Below are 16,010 nucleotides of genomic sequence, written 5' to 3' on the forward strand. Positions count from 1 at the left end.
CGGCGTCGACGATGGTGGTCTGGTCGACCCGACGCCGGCGCACCGGGGCCAACGCTAGCGGCGGGCCGAGGGGCGTCGATGACCCGCTGCGCGGCGGAGTGCTACACCCCGGACAACGGGCCGCTCTGCCGCATCGTCAGGTTCGTGCGCCTGTAGGCGGCCACCAGTAACACCCGGGCGGAGAGGTCGAGTGACCACTGTGGGCCCGGCCGGCCGGGTTGCGAACCAGCCGTCTTCCTTCGGGAAACAACCGGTGGCGACGCCGCACCGGACGGGTCGCGTGCCGACCGGCCCTCAATTACTATTGCGGCACGCGATCGTTGTAGCGGCTTCGGCGGCTCGCAGGGCCGATGTGACCGCTTTCTTCCTCGCGAGCAGAACCACTTCGTCACGGGGCTAGGTCATCGAAGTGGAGGGGGAAGGCCGTGCTGGATCTGATGCACCCTTGCGCGCGGGTGATCGACGCGGTGACCGGCGAGTCCCTGACCGAGGATCTGATCTCAGCGGCGGCGGACGCCCTGATCGGTGAGAGCGTCCTGATCTTGCCGGTGGAACCGACCATCGCATCGGTCGCCCGTTATCTGGCCGGGCTGCGGCTGGGCAAGCCGGTGCTCCTGCTTGATCCGGCCGGCAGTCACAACGAGTTCGCTCCGCGGTTCCGTACCGACGACGTACATCCCGAGTTGGCGCTGCTGCTGGCCACCAGCGGCTCGACCGGCAATCCCAAGCTCGTCCGGCTCTCCCGGTCAGCGTGTCTGGCCAACGCCGAGCAGATCGCCGGGGCGTTGGACATCGGCGAGGACGCCGTCGCGATTACCACGCTGCCGCTGTTCTATTCGTACGGGCTGTCGGTGCTGCACTCGCATCTGATCAGCGGCGCCACGGTGGTGCTGGAACGCAGCGGGCTAATGCAGCGCACGTTCTGGAACGCGGTGGTCGAGCACCGCGTCACGTCGCTGGCGTTGGTCCCTTCGCAGTACGAGATGCTGAGACGGCTGCGCTTCGACCCATCCGGCTATCCGGCGCTGCGGACGCTCTACCAGGCCGGCGGCCGCCTACGGCCCGATCTGGTGACCGACTTCGCCGACCGGATGGCGACGGTCGACGGCGCGCTCCACGTGATGTACGGCCAGACCGAGGCCGGCCCCCGGATGGCCACCCTGCCGCCGCATCGGATCGCCGACAAGCCCGGCTCGGTCGGGCGGGCCTTGGCGGGCGGCGAGTTCACGGTCGCCGACGGCGAGGTGGTCTACCGCGGGCCCAACGTCATGATGGGGTACGCCGAGAGCGCCGCGGACCTGGCCCGGGGCGACGAACTACGCGGCGTGCTGCACACCGGCGACCTGGGCTGGCTCGACGACGAGGGCTACCTGTTCCTGACCGGCCGGCTCAAGCGGATGGCGAAGGTGTTCGGCGTCCGGATCAACCTCGAGGACGTCGAGCGGAACTTCCCCGTCACCGCGATGGCGGGCGACGACAAGCTGGTGGTTTTCGCCGAGAGTGCGGACTCCGCGCTGCGATATGAGATCGCCGACTGGCTCGGCACGCACCCTACCGGGGTGGTCCTGCGCGGCGTCGAGGCGCTGCCGCTGTTGCCCAACGGGAAGGTCGACTATCGCGCCCTGGAGGCGATGCTGTGAGCGTTTTCACCCTCGACCAGGCTGCGAAGGAAAAGGTGCTCCTCGCCGAGCTGTCCGCTCTCGTCGAGCACCACCGTACGCGGTGCGAGCCTTACGCCCGGATCCTGACAGCCCTGGGGTACGCCGGCGCCGGCTCGGTGGCCGAGTTGCCGTGGTTGCCGGTGCGGTTGTTCAAGAACCTGACTCTCAAGAGCGTGCCGGACGACGAGGTGTTCAAAACACTGACCTCCAGCGGTACGACAGGGGGGGTTAGCCGGATCTACCTGGACAAGGGCGCTGCTGCCGCGCAGACCCGGCATCTTGCCGCGACCGTACAGTCGGTGCTGGGCCCTCGGCGGTTGCCGATGCTACTGGTCGATTCGAAGGCACTGCTCAGGGATCGCCGCACATTCAGCGCTCGTGGTGCGGGAGTGCTGGGCATGGCCACCTTCGGCCGTGATCACGCGTGGGCCCTCGACGATGACGGCAACGTCGCTCTCGACGTGATCTGCGGGTTCCTGGCCGCGCACGGCGACGAGCCGTTTCTCATCTTCGGTTTCACCTACCTGGTGTGGCTACATCTCTACCGCGTCGCGCGGGAGCATGGGCTGAACCTGAGCAACGGGTTGCTCATCCACTCCGGCGGCTGGAAGAAGCTTGTCGACCAAGCCGTTTCGCCGGCGCAGTTCCGGGCCGCGCTGGCCGAGGTCGGGCTGGCGCGCACCTTCAACTTCTACGGCATGGTCGAGCAGATCGGCACCATCTTCCTGGAGGGGCCTTCCGGTGGCTCGCTGTACTGCCCGGACTTCGCCGACGTGGTGGTCCGCGATCCGCAGACCTGGGCCGAGCTGCCACCGGGTGAGCCCGGGCTGCTGGAGGTGGTCAGCACGCTGCCCACCTCCTACCCGGGTCACGTGCTGCTGACCGAGGACCTGGGCGTGGTACACGGCATCGACGACGGCGCTTGGCCGGGCAAGCGGTTCTCGGTCCTGGGTCGGTTGCCGCGCGCCGAGGCCCGCGGTTGCAGCGATACCTACCAGGAAGCAGCATGAGGATCAGATTCGGCGCCGATGCGGACCTGACCGCGCCCAGCAACGACAGGCTCAACGTCGGCGATCCCCGGGTGATCGATTTCCTGACCCGCTTCGCCCGCCGGCTGCTCGCCCCCGCGGTCGCCCGCCGGCACCCCGAGCTGGGCTCACTCGGGTTTTTCCTGCGGCCCGCCGAGATCAAGCGTGCGGTGGCCGCGATGCAACGCCCGGATGCTCTGGTCTTTCCCCGCGGCAACGTCTTCCACGTGTCTCCGGCCAACGTGGACACCATTTTCGTGTACTCGTGGGCGCTGTCCGCGCTGGCCGGCAATCACAACGTGGTCCGCATCTCGGAACGCTCCACTACTGCGGCCGACGCCGTCCTGGATGCTCTGACGGCTACCCTCACCGACGCCGATCCGATCATCAGCCGCACCCAACACATGATCACCTACGGTCGCGACGACAGACTCACCGCTGCGCTGAGCACGTGGTGCGACCTACGGGTGATCTGGGGTGGCGACGTCGCCGTCAACACCATCCGTGAGCATCCGCTGCGCCCGTCGGCACGAGATCTGACCTTCCCGGGCCGTACTTCCTGGGCGGCGCTGTCGGCGGCCGGCTGGCGAACTGCCGACCCGGCTGCCCGGCGCCGGGCCGTGGCCGGCTTGGCCAACGACACGTACTGGTTCGACCAGGCCGCCTGCTCCTCGCCGCTCACCGTCTTCCTGGTGGGCGAGAGCGTCGACGGCGTCGGCGACGAGTTCCTCACCCTGCTGCTGGACGTGGTGAACGAACGTGGCTGGCAGGTCGACGCGGCCATGGCGGTGGAGAAACGGGTGAACGCGTACGGACTGGCCGCCACCGGAGCGTTCACCACGATCGCCTTCCCGGCCAACGCGGTCACCGCGATGTCGGTGAGAACCCTGCAGGACGTACCTCGTCGATGGCTGGGCACCGGCTCCTTCCCGTTTGCCCAGGTCGGCTCACTGCTCGACCTCGTGCCCGCGATCACCCGCCAGGATCAGACCTTCAGCCACTTCGGCTTCACCCCGGCCGAGCTGCAGGCATTCGCCACCGCGCTTGGCGGTCGCGGCGTGGACCGGATCGTGCCGTTCGGCTCGGCCTTGACCTTCAGCGCGATCTGGGACGGCTACGACCTACCGCGTGAGTTCACCCGCCTGACGACCCTCGTACCGTGACCCTGATGCCGGAGCGCCCGCGCCCGAGCCGCCGTCCGGCTCGACAAGATCTGGCCGGAGCCGCACCCTGGCCACCACGCTGATTCGCTAATCTTGTCCAGCCGTGGCCCGAAGGCAGCTCCACTGTGGCACCAGGGAGGAAACTCAGTGATCAAGTCGAGCTGCCTGCGTGACCGGGGCGCCCTGGAGGACCGGGCGGCAATTCCTCCCGAACCATCAACGCCAGCCCGTCATCAGCCACACCTGGTCCACCCGGACCGCCTTACATTCTCAGGGAACCCGGCATGACTGATCCGGTTCTGACCGACCCCGGCCAGCGTTCTGCCCGCGAGGTCTTCCAGCAGCTCAGGAAACACATGCAGCCGGGCTTGGCGCTGGCGGCGAGGATCTCGGGCGGCGGTGCGGTCGAGTCGTCGGCGAACGGTGCCCGGATCACCCTGTCCGACGGGCAGTCCCTGCTGGACTTCGGTTCCTATGCCGTGACCCTGCTCGGCCACCGTCATGCGGCTGTGGTCGCCGCGGTCCGCGATCAGCTCGACCGCATGACGGTGTCCAGCCGGGTACTGGCCAACCCGGCGACCGCCGCGGCGGCGGCCGCGCTGGTCGAGTACCTCGGTGGTGCACTGCCCCGGACCTACTTCGGCCTCAACGGTTCCGACGTGGTCGAGGCCGCGGTCAAACTCGCGCGGCTGGCCAGTAACCGGAACCGGGTGCTCGCGGTAGTCGGTGGCTTCCACGGCAAGACGATGGGCGCTCTGGCCCTGACTCACAACGCCCGGTACAAGGCCGGTCTCATGCCACTGCTGCCCGCGGTGACGCACATCGCGCCGGACGACCCGGACGCGGTGGCTCGTGAGATCGCCACCGGAGACGTGGCAGCCGTCGTCTTCGAGCCGATACAAGGTGAAAACGGGGTTTGGCCGCTGAGTGGGGATATCCTCGCCAAGTGGGCGGGCGACGCACGCCGCAACGGTGTGTTCGTCATTGCCGACGAAATCCAAACCGGCCTGTCCCGCGCCGGTGAGCCCGCGCTCGCGATCGCCGCCGGCCTGCCGGTCAATGCCGTCCTTGTCGGCAAGGCACTCGGTGGCGGAGTCATGCCGGTGTCAGCGCTGGTCTGTGACGACGAACTGTACGCCCCGCTGCTGGCCGATCCGATGATCCACACCGCGACCTTCGCCGGTAACCCTTTGGCATGCGCTGCCGCATCGGCAGCGTTGGACGCCATCGATCGCCTGACCGAGCGCGGCCGCGAGATCGCGGCGACCATGGCTTTCGGTCTCGCTGAGCTTCAGCGACAGTACGGCGACCTGGTGGTCGACGTACGTGGGCAAGGACTTCTCTGGGGACTCCAACTTGCCTCGGCCAAGCTGACCAACGAGATCCTCACTACCCTGGTCAAAACCGGTTTGATCGTCTCGCCCTGCATGAGCCGCCCTGAGGTGCTGCGGCTACTGCCCCCGCTCGTCGCCACTGACGCCGAACTGGCCGCCGGTCTCGAACTGGTTGACGCGGCGCTGAACCAGGCCGCAACCTCCGCCGCGTTCATCGCGTCGGCTTGACGGCCGCGATGGTCAGGGTGGCTTCGGAGCGGACGGTGAGTTCGTCGTTGCACAGCCGCCGGACGCAGCCAGCCGAACCACCTGTCGCCATCCCGGCACCAGCCGGGACCAGGTAACCACCGCTCCATCAAAGCGGGGGGGACTCAACCCCGCTCGACTTCGAAGAGCCCGCATGGTCGGCAATGCCCAGGTCCGCCAGAATCTTGAGTGCCATGGGGAAGCTGTCTATGCTGATCAGCTGCTCGCTGTCGATTTCGACTTCGAATTCATCTTCGATGGCCACCAGGAGCGCGAGATGACCGAGCGAGTCCCAACGCGGATGACCACCGTGCCGTAGCTCGAGTACCTCGACGTCCTCCTCCAGTTCGAGGGCTGCGATGAACACCCTTCGCAGACGATCGGATACGAGCATGCACGTCGCTCCCTGCTGGAGAATATCGGCACAGCGCCATGTACATCGATGCGTTGGGCATGGCGCTGAGATGATACGACACTCGGGTATCTGGCGCAGCCGGTCAACCTCGTGCGCCTGGCCTCAGGTCCGGCCGCTCGGTGCCGCGCGCACCTCGCGTTGCCCGGACAACTGGCGCTGTGTGGTGTCGGAGTGGCTTTCTCCATCGCGCGTAGCGGCTCGCCCCGACGTGACCCGGCACCCCTCTGCCCGCCGCCGACCGACGGCGGCCCGAGCACTTCGTCCGTGATGGCCAGCCGCCCTATGTCTCATGGCGGCAAGGTTGTCAATCTCTTGCGGCCGCTGTTCCCGCAGGTATCATCATGGGGCTCGCTTGGATGGTCTTCGATTGGTCTTGCAGCCGGTCGGCGTGGAGTCGGTTGGCGCGGTGTTGTCCCCATCGCTTCCAAGGCGAATCGGCGGTGGGGACGGGGGAGGTGCCGCACGCGGACCTCGAGTCCCCTGTGTACCGGCCCACAATGCACGTCGTGGGCGCCCGGTACGGCAAGCCGTCGACAATTGTTGACGATGAAGCGGCGGTCGCACGTATCCTGCGCCGTGCAGTCCTCACGGGATCGTCGACGGGGCCCCGATGCGGACGGGTTGCGCGGCCGCCATCACACCGGGCGGATGCATTGGGGGTGGTGTCGCCGGCTGGCGGCAGGTTGACAAAGGCGGCGCCGGGGCGGCGATCCCGCACGCCGATCTACTGATCAGAGCCACCTGAGCAGCATGCCAGGTGAGCGGTCCGGCGGGGCGACCGAAAGGAACTCGGGTGGAGAAGACGGGTCGGGTGCGTTTCAGCGGGGCGACGGGAGGCACCTTCCCCGCGACGTGGAGCCAGCGCGAGTTCTGGCACACGATCAACAAGAAACAACCGAGCGGGTATTACCAGATTCCTTGGGCCGTCCCGATCCCACCGGGATGTCGGCTGGATCGTATCGAGCAGATTCTCGCCAGTTTCGCCATCAAGTACGAAGCGCTACGGACGACCCTGCGACGAGACCCCGACGGTGAGCTCCGGCAGATCGTCCACAGCGAAGGAGTCATACCTACCTGGTCGGCGAGTCTTCCTCCGGACCGGGCGGCAATCACCGCTTCCGGACCGCTGAAAGAGTTCCTTGAGTCGGAGCCCGCGGTCGATCGGGAATTCCCGTGGAAGATCGTGGTGCTTACCTGGAACGGCTCTCCGCACCACCTCGTCTGCGTCTGCTCCCACATGGTGCTGGACGGACAAAGCGGCGCGCTGTTGGCTGCCGAGATGCGCGAGGCGCTGACCGCGGATGTGGAGGCTGGCGACACTTCGGCGGGCGACCCGGTCTGGCAGCCGTCCGACCTCGCGCGGTGGGAGACGGCGGCCGGGGGCCGTAAGGTTTCCCAGCGCGCGCTCGACCATTGGCGGTCGGTACTGGCTGGCGCCCCGGCGAGCCCGTTTCCATCGGCCGCGCGGAAGGGCGCTTCTCCGCTGTGGCGAGGGTTGTTGAGATCCACGGCGGTCGAGGCCGCCGAGCAGGCGGTGATCGGACGCACCGGTCTCTCCTCCAGTTCGCTGTTCCTCAGCGCGGCGGCGTCGTTGCTGTGGCTCGTGACCGGAAGTAGTTGTTTTCTGTTCCGGGTCCCGACCAACAATCGCGTCAGCCGGGATCTGCAAGGCTATGTGGGTGCTCTGCAACAGCACGCTCTCGTCAAGGTCGACGTTCGCTGCGACACCTTCGATGAACTGATGCGGTCGGTTGCCGGCAATCTGCTCCGCGCTCAATCCCGTGCGCGATACGATGGTGACGGTCTGTACGGGATGCTGGAGGAGCTGAGTTCAACTCGGGCCGGGCAGCCGGACCTGACCCTCCTTTTCAACGACCTCAGACCCACATACCAACGACCGCAAGGCCGGCCTCTCCCGACCGATTCGGGAGCGGATCGCGACGCCCCGGAAGTCACCTGGGAGCTGCTTCACACCACCAACCCGGACATCACCCTCTACGTCCGCCTCGCGGACGCGCGGGGCGTACTCTCGCTGGACGTCGCGGCGGACGAATCATGCATGCCGAAGCCTGAGATCGAAGGGTTCGTGCAGGCGATGGAATCGCTGTTGACGCACGCCGCTCACAGCAATTTTCCGCTATCCGACATACAACGGGTAGCAAGCGGTAGGCCAGCCACGACCGCGCCGAGCAGACGGCGCTGACACGGGCAGCGCCACCATCAGCGCGTGGCGAGCGGCCGACGCCACGATGAGCGGTCGCCCCGCAGCGCACCGGGACGCCGGCGGGGAAAGCCGGCCGTGGGCCAGGGCGCGGAGCCGCTACATGCCCCCGGTTACTCCCTCTCGTCTCCGTGCCACAGCAACTCCGTCAACGCTGGATCATCGACCAGGCGCTCCCACATCTTCCGCCGCATCGGCTTGCCGCTCGTAGTGCGCTGGATCCAACCGGTCCGGCCCCGACGGACCTCAACCCGCAGGCCCAGGGCGTGTTTCGTCAACGCCTTCCCCACCAAGGCCGCGCCGATCGGGTCGATGCCCTCCACCACCACAACTGCCGTGTCTCGGCCGTCGAGGGTGCCGAGCATGGCCACGGTGCGGTTGGGGCGGGGCGAGACATCCACCGCGACCCGCTCGATCTCCTCGGCGAAGACCCACTTGCCGAGCTGCTTGAGGCTGTCGCCCAGTCGTCCCACCACGTACAACTCACCGTGGAGAAGAAAACCGGCGTCACCGGTGGGTAGTGCCCCGCGGGCGAAATGCCCTGCGTCGTCGGCACCGACGTAGCCCTGCGCCAGCGACGGCCCGCTCACCTCGATCTCGCCGAACGTGCCGTCCGGGAGCGGCTCACCGGCCTCATCCAGGATCCGCAGGCCCATCGCGGGCAGCGCGGTGCCACAGGACGTGATCTCCGTACCCTGACCGGTCGTGCGGACGCCGACCGGCTGTCCGAGTGCCAGCGACGCCGGGTCCACCGTTACCGATCGCCAACCGGTCCGCGGCCGGGTCGCGGAGGCAGCCAGAGTAACCTCGGCCAGCCCGTACGCAGGCAGTAGGACCTCCCGGCGGAAGCCATACGGCGCCAGCAGGTCGGCGAAGCTGCGCAGAACGGCTGGCTCCACCCGTTCGGCGCCGACGATGAGGGTCCGCCAGGTCGACAGGTCCAGTCCGTCCAGGTCGGCGGGCCGCACCCGGCGCAACACGTGTGCGAGACCGAAGGTGGGGCTGGCGCTTGTCGTGGCGCTCATCTCGGAGAAGGCGGAAAGCCAGCGGTGCGGTGACCGGATGAACTGATCCGGGCGGAGCAGCCAGATGTCGCTGCTCCTGGACATCGCGGCCAGCAGCCCGCCGACCAGGCCCATGTCGTGGTGGAGAGGCAGCCAGCTCACCAGCCGGTCGTCCGGGCCCCAGTCGAGCCAATCCCGGATCGACGTGACGTTGGCGTTGATCGCTTCCAGGGAGACCCGCACCCCCTTCGGTTCCGCGGTCGAGCCAGAGCTGAATTGGAGGATTCCGATGTCCGATAGCGGCAGCGGTGCCGACAGGTCGACGTCGGACTCGCCGGAGTCGGTGACGACGGGGGTCCCGAGGATCTCGGTCACGTCGCCGAGAGAGGAACGCAGCTCCGGCGTCGTGGCGATCGCGGCCGGGCCGACGAGGCGCCGAAGCCGATCGATGTGGGCGAGGTAGGCGGTGCGGCTCTGGAATGAGGCAGGAATACCGACCGTTGCCGGCGTCGCTCCGCTCAACAGCGTGCCGAAGAACATCGCCACGAAGTCCGGCGAAGTGGGGCACACCACCAGGACGGTGCTACCCGGACGTACCCCCGCGGCCTGCAAGAGAGTTGCCGCGCGCCGAGCCCGCATTGAGAGTTCGGCGTAGGGGTGCAGCTGCCAACCGTCACCGTCAGCGAATCGCAGGCCGGTGTCCGTTGCCGGATCCTCCAACCACGCAAGGATGTTCTCCGACCTGACCACGGCCGTCGACGCCTGATTCGCCACATTGCCTCCATTCAAGGTAGATGCCGTCTCGGCCGGCGCGGACAGCGGCGATCGGGCCGGGCGCGGCGCCATTGTCATGCCGCGTGCTCCGCGAGATCGAAGGTGCGCATGGCCACGTGCCGGCTATGCAGCTCCGGCCAGAGCGAGGCGGTGCGCTGGTCCACGTCCCTGCCCGGGCGGTACTGAACGGTCAGGCGGCTCAACGCCGCGGTGAGCCACTGCGGGCTGCCGAGGAAGGAACGCCCATCCGAGCCGCGCCAGACGCCGATGCAGGCGCTGGCCGCGAGCAGCCGGCTGTACCGGTCGGCGAGGTCGTACGACGACGCCGGGAGGGGACCGTTCCGCCCGGCCGGCAGGTCGGCCACCGTCCGGCGCAGCGCCGCGAAATCGGCGAGGTGCGCACCGATCACCCGGCGCAGCTCTGCGTCACCGGCCGCCGCAGCCAGGATCGCGTCGGACTCGGCAAGCAACGTTCCGCCCAACGCGTCGCGGCCGTTGCTGCTCATCGCCAACTGGTGGTAACGCAGGTCGGGCAGGTCGTGCGAAAGCCGGAACAGCAGCGGGTCAGCGGGCTCGGGCGTCGACCAGCCCCGGCGTACCAGCTGTTGCATCTGTGGCACCAGCATCGCCAAGCTCGCCTTCGGCGCCATGTGACCGAATCCCGCGGGTGCCAGGTCGCGCAGATGTTTCTGGAACATCCCGTGTCGGCCATTCCGAACGTAGAACGTGCTGCCGAGCAGCGTCGACAGGCTCCGGACGGCCCGCAGCAACAGGTGCGGCACCAGGTACTTTATCGCCGAGGAGACGATCGTGGTCTGTTGTGGCAGCAGATGCAGGGCGCGCGCGCCCACGGTGGTGAAGGCGTCGCAGACCAGCAGATCGACGAACGCGTCGACGAGCAGTCTGCGAACCTGTGGCAGGTCTGCGATCACACCGCGACCGAGGTGCCGGGAGGTCGCCAGGGACATCGCCTCGCGCAGGGCGCCGTCCAGACCAGCGCAGGCGATCGCCGGCAGGGCGGTCCTGGTTACCTGGAACGCTCGGGTCGCCGTCAGCACGCCGTCACCGAAGCGACCGAGCACATGGCCGGCCGGCAGCCGGTACCCGTCGAACTCGATTCCTCCGAGTTGGACGCTGCGCATGCCGGCGCTACGGAAGCGGGGCAGCAGACGCAGCGCGGTGTCTCCAGTCGCCGCGGTCAGGTCGACCAGCAGAAGCGAGTGACTACGCGGCCCCAGCGGCGTACCGGTGCGCGCGTACAGCACGAGCAGGTCGGCACGGGCCAGATTCGAGATCACCTCTTTTCTGCCGTCCAGGACGAGAGTGTCCCCGGCCCGGCGCGCGGACAGCTCGGCACGCGCGACGTCGTTGCCGTGCGCCAACTCGTGATACCCGGCGGCGACCCGCCCACCGCCCAGCACCAGATCGGCGACGGCGCGCTGCTGCGCCGGTGAACCGGCCGTCCACACGTTCGTTGAGGCGATGAAGGTGCTGCCGCTGTACCCGAACGCCAGAGCCAGGTCACGCCGCCCCACGGTGCGGGCGATATGGATCATGTGGTCGAGCCGGGTCAGCCGTCCACCGAGATGTGCCGGGACGAACTCGGCCGGAAAACCGAACGCGTCGAGCAGCCGCTCACCGGCCACGAACGCCTCCCCGCGTTCGTCGACGGCGAGCGCTGCGGCGTTGCCAACCGGGTTGTCCGCTTCAGCCGGGTCGCCCAGCGCCACCCGCAGCGCATCGAGCCGTTCCGGTTCCGTACGGTTCATCGCAGGTCCGCCAGTGTCGCCGGGAAAATCGACATCGGCGGTCCCCACCCAGGCTCCGGTCGCCGTCCGCCGAGCCGGATGAAAAGGTCGTCAGCGGCACCATCCGGCTCGGCTCCGAGCCATTCGGCCAGCAGGGTGAGCGCGCACAGTAGCCACTCGGCTTCGTGCCACAGTTCGGTGGTGACGTGTTCGTAGTTGTACCGCCACAGCAGTAGGCACGAGGCGGACGCGAAACACAACTCGTATCGGCGGGCGAGGTCGAAGGCGATGGCCGGTAGTGCACCTCCGGTGACCCGCCAGCCGGCCAGTTCGTCGTGAAGTTCGGTGACCGCGTCGCCCAAGACCGCGAGCAGGGCCGCCGGCACCGTGCGGACGATCACCGGATCAGCCAGGAGGTCCGGCAGCGCCTGGACGACACTGCAGCCGTTCGGGGACAGCACGTCCAGGCGGTGCAATTCCAGTGGCGGCAGCGGTCGTGCGAGGTCGGCGGCTACCGCGACGCCGTCACGGTTCAGCCGGCGCTGACGGTAGCGGCGGCCGAGCCGGGAGAACTGGCCGGCCAGGTAGTTCTGGTTGACGGCGGTGCTGCCGTCGAAGATGCCGACGATGCGGTGATCACGCTCGACCTTCTGGAAACGACCACCGTGCAGCACGTCGAGCAGGAAGGCCCGGGCGCCCAGCAACTCACCGACGTCGTGGATGAGGTCGTCGACGACGCTTGGCACGAAGGCCTTGACCACCGCGGCCACGACGCTCAGTTCCTCGGGCAGGGCGTTGATGGCGCGGCAGCCGAGCAGCACCGCGGCCTCGGCCACGAAGAGCGCGGCTGCCGCTCGACCCAGCGAACGGCGCACGACGGGGAGGTCGACCAGGCGACCGCCGTAGAGTTCCCGGTCGGCGCAGAAATCGTACCCGAGGCGTAACGCCTGGTCGGCGGCGCCGAGCGACAGCGGGGTGGTAGCGATCCGGGTGACCTGCAACGCTCGCAGGAGGGTGTCCACACCCCGGCCGATGCCGCCGACGACACCCGCCGGGCCGACGCCCGCGCCGGCGTACCGTACACCGCTGATGTCCGCGCCCCGGATGCCGTGGGTGGGAATCTTCGCGGTCCCGGTCATCCCGCCGGAGCCGGCGAGCCGGCGGTCGACCAGCAGGAGGCTGAGGGCACGCGGGCCGGCATTAGGACTGGTACGCACCAGAGTGGTCACCACCGTCGCCCGGCGACCGTTGTTGATCAGCCACTTCTCGCCGGTGATGGTGAGGCTGCCCGGTTCATCGCCAGGTTCGGCGACGGTCCGGGTGGCCAGCAGGTCACTTCCGATGCCGCGCTCGGTGAGCCCGAGCGCGATCGGGTGGCCGGCGAGCACGGTGGCCGCGAGATCGTCTGCCTGCGTCGTGGTGCCGGCTACCCAGACCGGTGCCGCGCCGAGAAACGTCTTGAAATGCGCGATGGCGACAGTGAGATCCCGCCGAGCGATCAGTCGCACCATCGTGGCGGCGTCGTCGAAGTTGCCCAGCAACCCACCGTGCGCCACCGGCACGTAATACGCGGGCAGGCCCAACTCGTCGAGGTGGGCGCAGATGTCGTCGGGAAACGCCTCGGTGTCGTCCAGCCGCAGGCAGCGCGGGTACGAGAACAGCACGTCCGGGTCGTCCGGATCGCCGAGCAGCGCGTCCCAGTCCTTCGCGCGACGTACCGGACCGTAGGCGATGCTCATCTCGCCACCGCGGGTCTGCTGGTGCCCACCGTCACCCGCAGCGCCGACAAGGCGTGGGCCAGATCGTCGTCGCTGCTGACCATCGGAGGCAGGAGCCGCACCGTGTCACGGGCGCTCAGGCAGGGCGAGACCAGCAGTCCGCGGCGGGCCAGCTGCGCCACCGCCCGGTCGGCGGTCGCCGCTGAGTCGAACTGCAGTCCCCACAGCAGGCCCCGGCCCCGAACCGCGCGAATCGTCTCGGGTGCCTCGGCCGCCAAATCGTGCAGGCCGGCGCCGAAAGCGGCGCTCAACTCCGCGCCGCGCCCGGCCAGCCGGTCGAGCATGTCAAGGGTGGGCGGCACCGCCGCGCACGCCAGCGGGTGCCCGGCGAAGGTGGCGGTGTGCAGGGCGGGGTCGTCGGCCATCGGCCCGAAGAGTTGGTCGCGGCACACCAGCGCGGACAGTGGCATCACGCCGCCGCCGAGAGGCTTACCGAGCAGGACGGCGTCGACATCGAGTTCGAGCGCCCGGGCCAGGGAGGACTCACCGCACCGGCGCAGTCCCGACTGAATCTCGTCGGCGATGATCAGGACCCCGCGCTGGCGAGCTGTGGCGCACCAGGTGGCAAGGACATGCGGGTCCAACGCCCGTACCCCGTTCTCACCCTGGATCGGCTCGAACACCAGCGCGGCGACGTCGTCGTCGGCCGTTTCCCGGTCGAGTGCCAGCGGGTCGTCGACGGGCAGATGCGTCACGGCGTGGGTGCTACCGACGAGCCCGCGACGGAAGTCGGGATGGTGCGTCAACGCCAGCGCGCCGAGTGATTTGCCGTGGTAGGCGCCCTCGACCGCCAGGATCCGCGGCCGTCCCGTCGCCAAGCGGGCCAGCTTGACCGCCGCCTCCACCACGTCGCAGCCGTTGAGCCCGAACAGGACCCGCGGCAGCCCGGGGAAGTGGGCTGCCAGGCCGGCCGCGGCGCGGGCGGTCACCGGGTTGGCCAACAGCCGGGTGGCGGTCGTCTGTGTGTCGAGCTGCTCGCGGACGGCGTTCGTCACCGCCTCCGGCCGGTGCCCGAGCAGGGTTACGGCGTAGGAGCCGAAGTCGAGCATTCGACGGCCGTCGGACAGCTCGACCCAGGCGCCGGAGGCGGACAGTTCGACCGCGTTGCCGCCGACGAGTCGGCTCAGCACCGCCGTACGCCGTGACATGTGCCGTTGCATCCAGCCGAAGACCGCACCGGGTTGAGCATTCCCCCGCATGAACCCCGCCTTCCTCAGAACACGATGAGCGACCGGCCGCCGGATCGACTGTCCAGGCGGGCGAAGGCCGCAGGCAGGTCCGCCAGACCGATGGTGTGGGTGATCAGATCCGCCGGCCGGAACTGGCCGTCCCGCACCAGCGCCGCCAGTTCCGGGACGTCCTCGGCCGGCCGGCTCGATCCGTAGACGCATCCGCGTAGCGTCCGCCCGGACGTAGCCAGCGCCTGGGCGGGTAGCCGCACCAGGTCGGCGGACGCGCCGATGCCCACGATCGTCGTGACGCCGCCGCGTCGTGTCAGGTCCCAGGCCAACCGGATGGTGCGCGCCGAACCCACGCACTCCACCACGTGGTCGGCGCCCAGTCCGCTGGTGAGCCGCAGCACGTCGCGGGCTCCGGCCGGACCGGCCGGCAGGAAGTGGGTGGCACCCTGGGCCAGCGCGCGTTCGCTCTTGTCCTGGTTCGCATCGACCACGATCACCGGTCCGGCCCCGGCGAGTGCGGCCGCCCGCACGGCGCACAGTCCCACCGCCCCTGCGCCGATGACGACCACACTGTCGCCGGCCGCGACCCCGGCGGTCCGGCGTACGGCACCGAAGCCGGTCAGCGCTGCGCAACCGAGCACTGCGGCTTCAGCCGGAGGTATCCCGGCCGGCAGCGGCACTGTGGCACGGGCCGGTACGACGGTCTCCTCCGCGAAGGCGCCGATGCCCATCCCCGGATACACCGGGGTTCCGTCGCGCAGCGCGGCATGCGGTACCGACGCCGCGGCGGCCGAACGCCGACAGAGATACGGCTGGCGGTACGTGCAGTACCGGCAGGTGCCACAGGCCGGTGCCCAGATGAGCAGGACCGGATCACCGGCGTCGCGGTCGGTGACGTTCGCCCCGACGGCGGTGACGACACCGGCGGCCTCGTGTCCGAGGACCGCTGGCATCAAGTGCGGTACGGTGCCGGCGGACAACGAGAAGTCGGTATGGCAGACACCGGTGGCGGTGAGCCGGATGCGGATCTGTCCCGGCCCGGGCTCGACGAGGTCGATCTCGGTGAGCCGCGGTGGTTGCCCGACAGTTTCCGTCAGTGCCGCGTAGACCATCCTGTGGTTGCCGTCAGATTCGATCGAGGACTGAGTCGATCGTGCTCTTCTCCGGCAACGTGGCCTTGCCCTCGTCGACCATCCTGATCGAGTAGGCCACGAGATCGCCGACGCTCCCGACCGGCGGAACCTCGTCCATCGCGTTGGGATCCAGTGCGAACAGTTCCTCCAGGACCAGTGACAACTCCACCATACGCAGCGAGTCGAAACCGAGGTCGGTGACCAGCTGTTCGTCGAGGCCCACCTCGGTACGTGGGTCGGGCGCCAGCGCGCCCACCGCTCGGGTGATCGCCTCGGCGACAATGGGCGAGGGGGTCAGTTCCCCTTCACTCATCGGGTACTCCA

General features: G+C 68.8%; 12 protein-coding genes and 1 pseudogene. 5 read left to right on the forward strand and 8 right to left on the reverse strand.

Going from position 1 to position 16,010, the window contains the following annotated elements:
- Positions 1 to 4: 4 nt before the first annotated feature.
- Positions 5 to 218: pseudogene (locus KBX00_RS16915) on the reverse strand (IS5/IS1182 family transposase); the annotation flags it as partial.
- A gap of 207 nt (positions 219 to 425) precedes the next feature.
- Here KBX00_RS16915 and KBX00_RS16920 point away from each other — a divergent pair.
- The 4 genes from KBX00_RS16920 to KBX00_RS16935 all read left to right on the forward strand — a co-directional run bounded on the left by KBX00_RS16920 (position 426) and on the right by KBX00_RS16935 (position 5,414).
- Positions 426 to 1,640: an AMP-binding protein gene (locus tag KBX00_RS16920; RefSeq protein ID WP_307868766.1), complete on the forward strand. Its 1,215-nt coding sequence runs from the start codon at positions 426 to 428 to the stop codon at positions 1,638 to 1,640.
- A complete protein-coding gene (locus KBX00_RS16925; protein WP_210828074.1) occupies positions 1,637 to 2,671 on the forward strand; it encodes an acyl-protein synthetase in 1,035 nt (344 codons plus the stop codon). Before KBX00_RS16920 ends, KBX00_RS16925 begins: the two co-directional genes overlap by 4 nt.
- Positions 2,668 to 3,852 (forward strand): acyl-CoA reductase, encoded by a 1,185-nt coding sequence (locus KBX00_RS16930; RefSeq protein ID WP_210828076.1) that lies wholly within the window; start codon positions 2,668 to 2,670, stop codon positions 3,850 to 3,852. Before KBX00_RS16925 ends, KBX00_RS16930 begins: the two co-directional genes overlap by 4 nt.
- Before the next feature lie 284 nt (positions 3,853 to 4,136).
- Complete coding sequence (locus tag KBX00_RS16935) at positions 4,137 to 5,414, forward strand: aspartate aminotransferase family protein (protein WP_210828078.1); 1,278 nt, start codon at positions 4,137 to 4,139, stop codon at positions 5,412 to 5,414.
- Positions 5,415 to 5,541: 127 nt separating this feature from the next.
- Here KBX00_RS16935 and KBX00_RS16940 read toward each other — a convergent pair whose 3' ends face one another.
- Positions 5,542 to 5,826, reverse strand: coding sequence for an acyl carrier protein (locus KBX00_RS16940; RefSeq protein WP_210828080.1), 285 nt, complete (start codon positions 5,824 to 5,826; stop codon positions 5,542 to 5,544).
- A gap of 814 nt (positions 5,827 to 6,640) precedes the next feature.
- Here KBX00_RS16940 and KBX00_RS16945 point away from each other — a divergent pair.
- Complete coding sequence (locus tag KBX00_RS16945) at positions 6,641 to 8,050, forward strand: condensation domain-containing protein (protein WP_210828083.1); 1,410 nt, start codon at positions 6,641 to 6,643, stop codon at positions 8,048 to 8,050.
- Positions 8,051 to 8,181: 131 nt separating this feature from the next.
- On the opposite strand, the gene KBX00_RS16950 is transcribed toward KBX00_RS16945, so the two are convergent.
- From KBX00_RS16950 to KBX00_RS16975, 6 genes are read right to left on the reverse strand one after another with little or no spacing between them, the layout of a single operon-like run.
- The gene (locus KBX00_RS16950; RefSeq protein WP_307868768.1) at positions 8,182 to 9,924 is read right to left on the reverse strand and encodes an AMP-binding protein; all 1,743 of its coding nucleotides are present in this window, start codon (positions 9,922 to 9,924) and stop codon (positions 8,182 to 8,184) included.
- Positions 9,921 to 11,615 (reverse strand): acyl-CoA dehydrogenase family protein, encoded by a 1,695-nt coding sequence (locus KBX00_RS16955; protein ID WP_210828087.1) that lies wholly within the window; start codon positions 11,613 to 11,615, stop codon positions 9,921 to 9,923. Before KBX00_RS16955 ends, KBX00_RS16950 begins: the two co-directional genes overlap by 4 nt.
- Positions 11,612 to 13,333 carry an acyl-CoA dehydrogenase family protein gene (locus KBX00_RS16960; protein WP_210828095.1) on the reverse strand — a complete coding sequence of 574 codons (1,722 nt, stop codon included), beginning with the start codon at positions 13,331 to 13,333 and terminating at the stop codon, positions 11,612 to 11,614. Before KBX00_RS16960 ends, KBX00_RS16955 begins: the two co-directional genes overlap by 4 nt.
- On the reverse strand, positions 13,330 to 14,571 hold the full coding sequence (locus tag KBX00_RS16965; RefSeq protein ID WP_210828097.1) for an aspartate aminotransferase family protein: 1,242 nt from the start codon (positions 14,569 to 14,571) through the stop codon (positions 13,330 to 13,332). Before KBX00_RS16965 ends, KBX00_RS16960 begins: the two co-directional genes overlap by 4 nt.
- 14 nt (positions 14,572 to 14,585) lie before the next feature.
- Positions 14,586 to 15,665 carry a zinc-binding dehydrogenase gene (locus tag KBX00_RS16970; RefSeq protein WP_210828098.1) on the reverse strand — a complete coding sequence of 360 codons (1,080 nt, stop codon included), beginning with the start codon at positions 15,663 to 15,665 and terminating at the stop codon, positions 14,586 to 14,588.
- Positions 15,666 to 15,678: 13 nt separating this feature from the next.
- The gene (locus KBX00_RS16975; RefSeq protein ID WP_210828100.1) at positions 15,679 to 15,999 is read right to left on the reverse strand and encodes an acyl carrier protein; all 321 of its coding nucleotides are present in this window, start codon (positions 15,997 to 15,999) and stop codon (positions 15,679 to 15,681) included.
- Positions 16,000 to 16,010: the final 11 nt, after the last annotated feature.

Origin of the sequence: Micromonospora sp. C95, assembly GCF_018070465.1 — a bacterium.
Taxonomy (GTDB): Bacteria; Actinomycetota; Actinomycetes; order Mycobacteriales; family Micromonosporaceae; genus Micromonospora.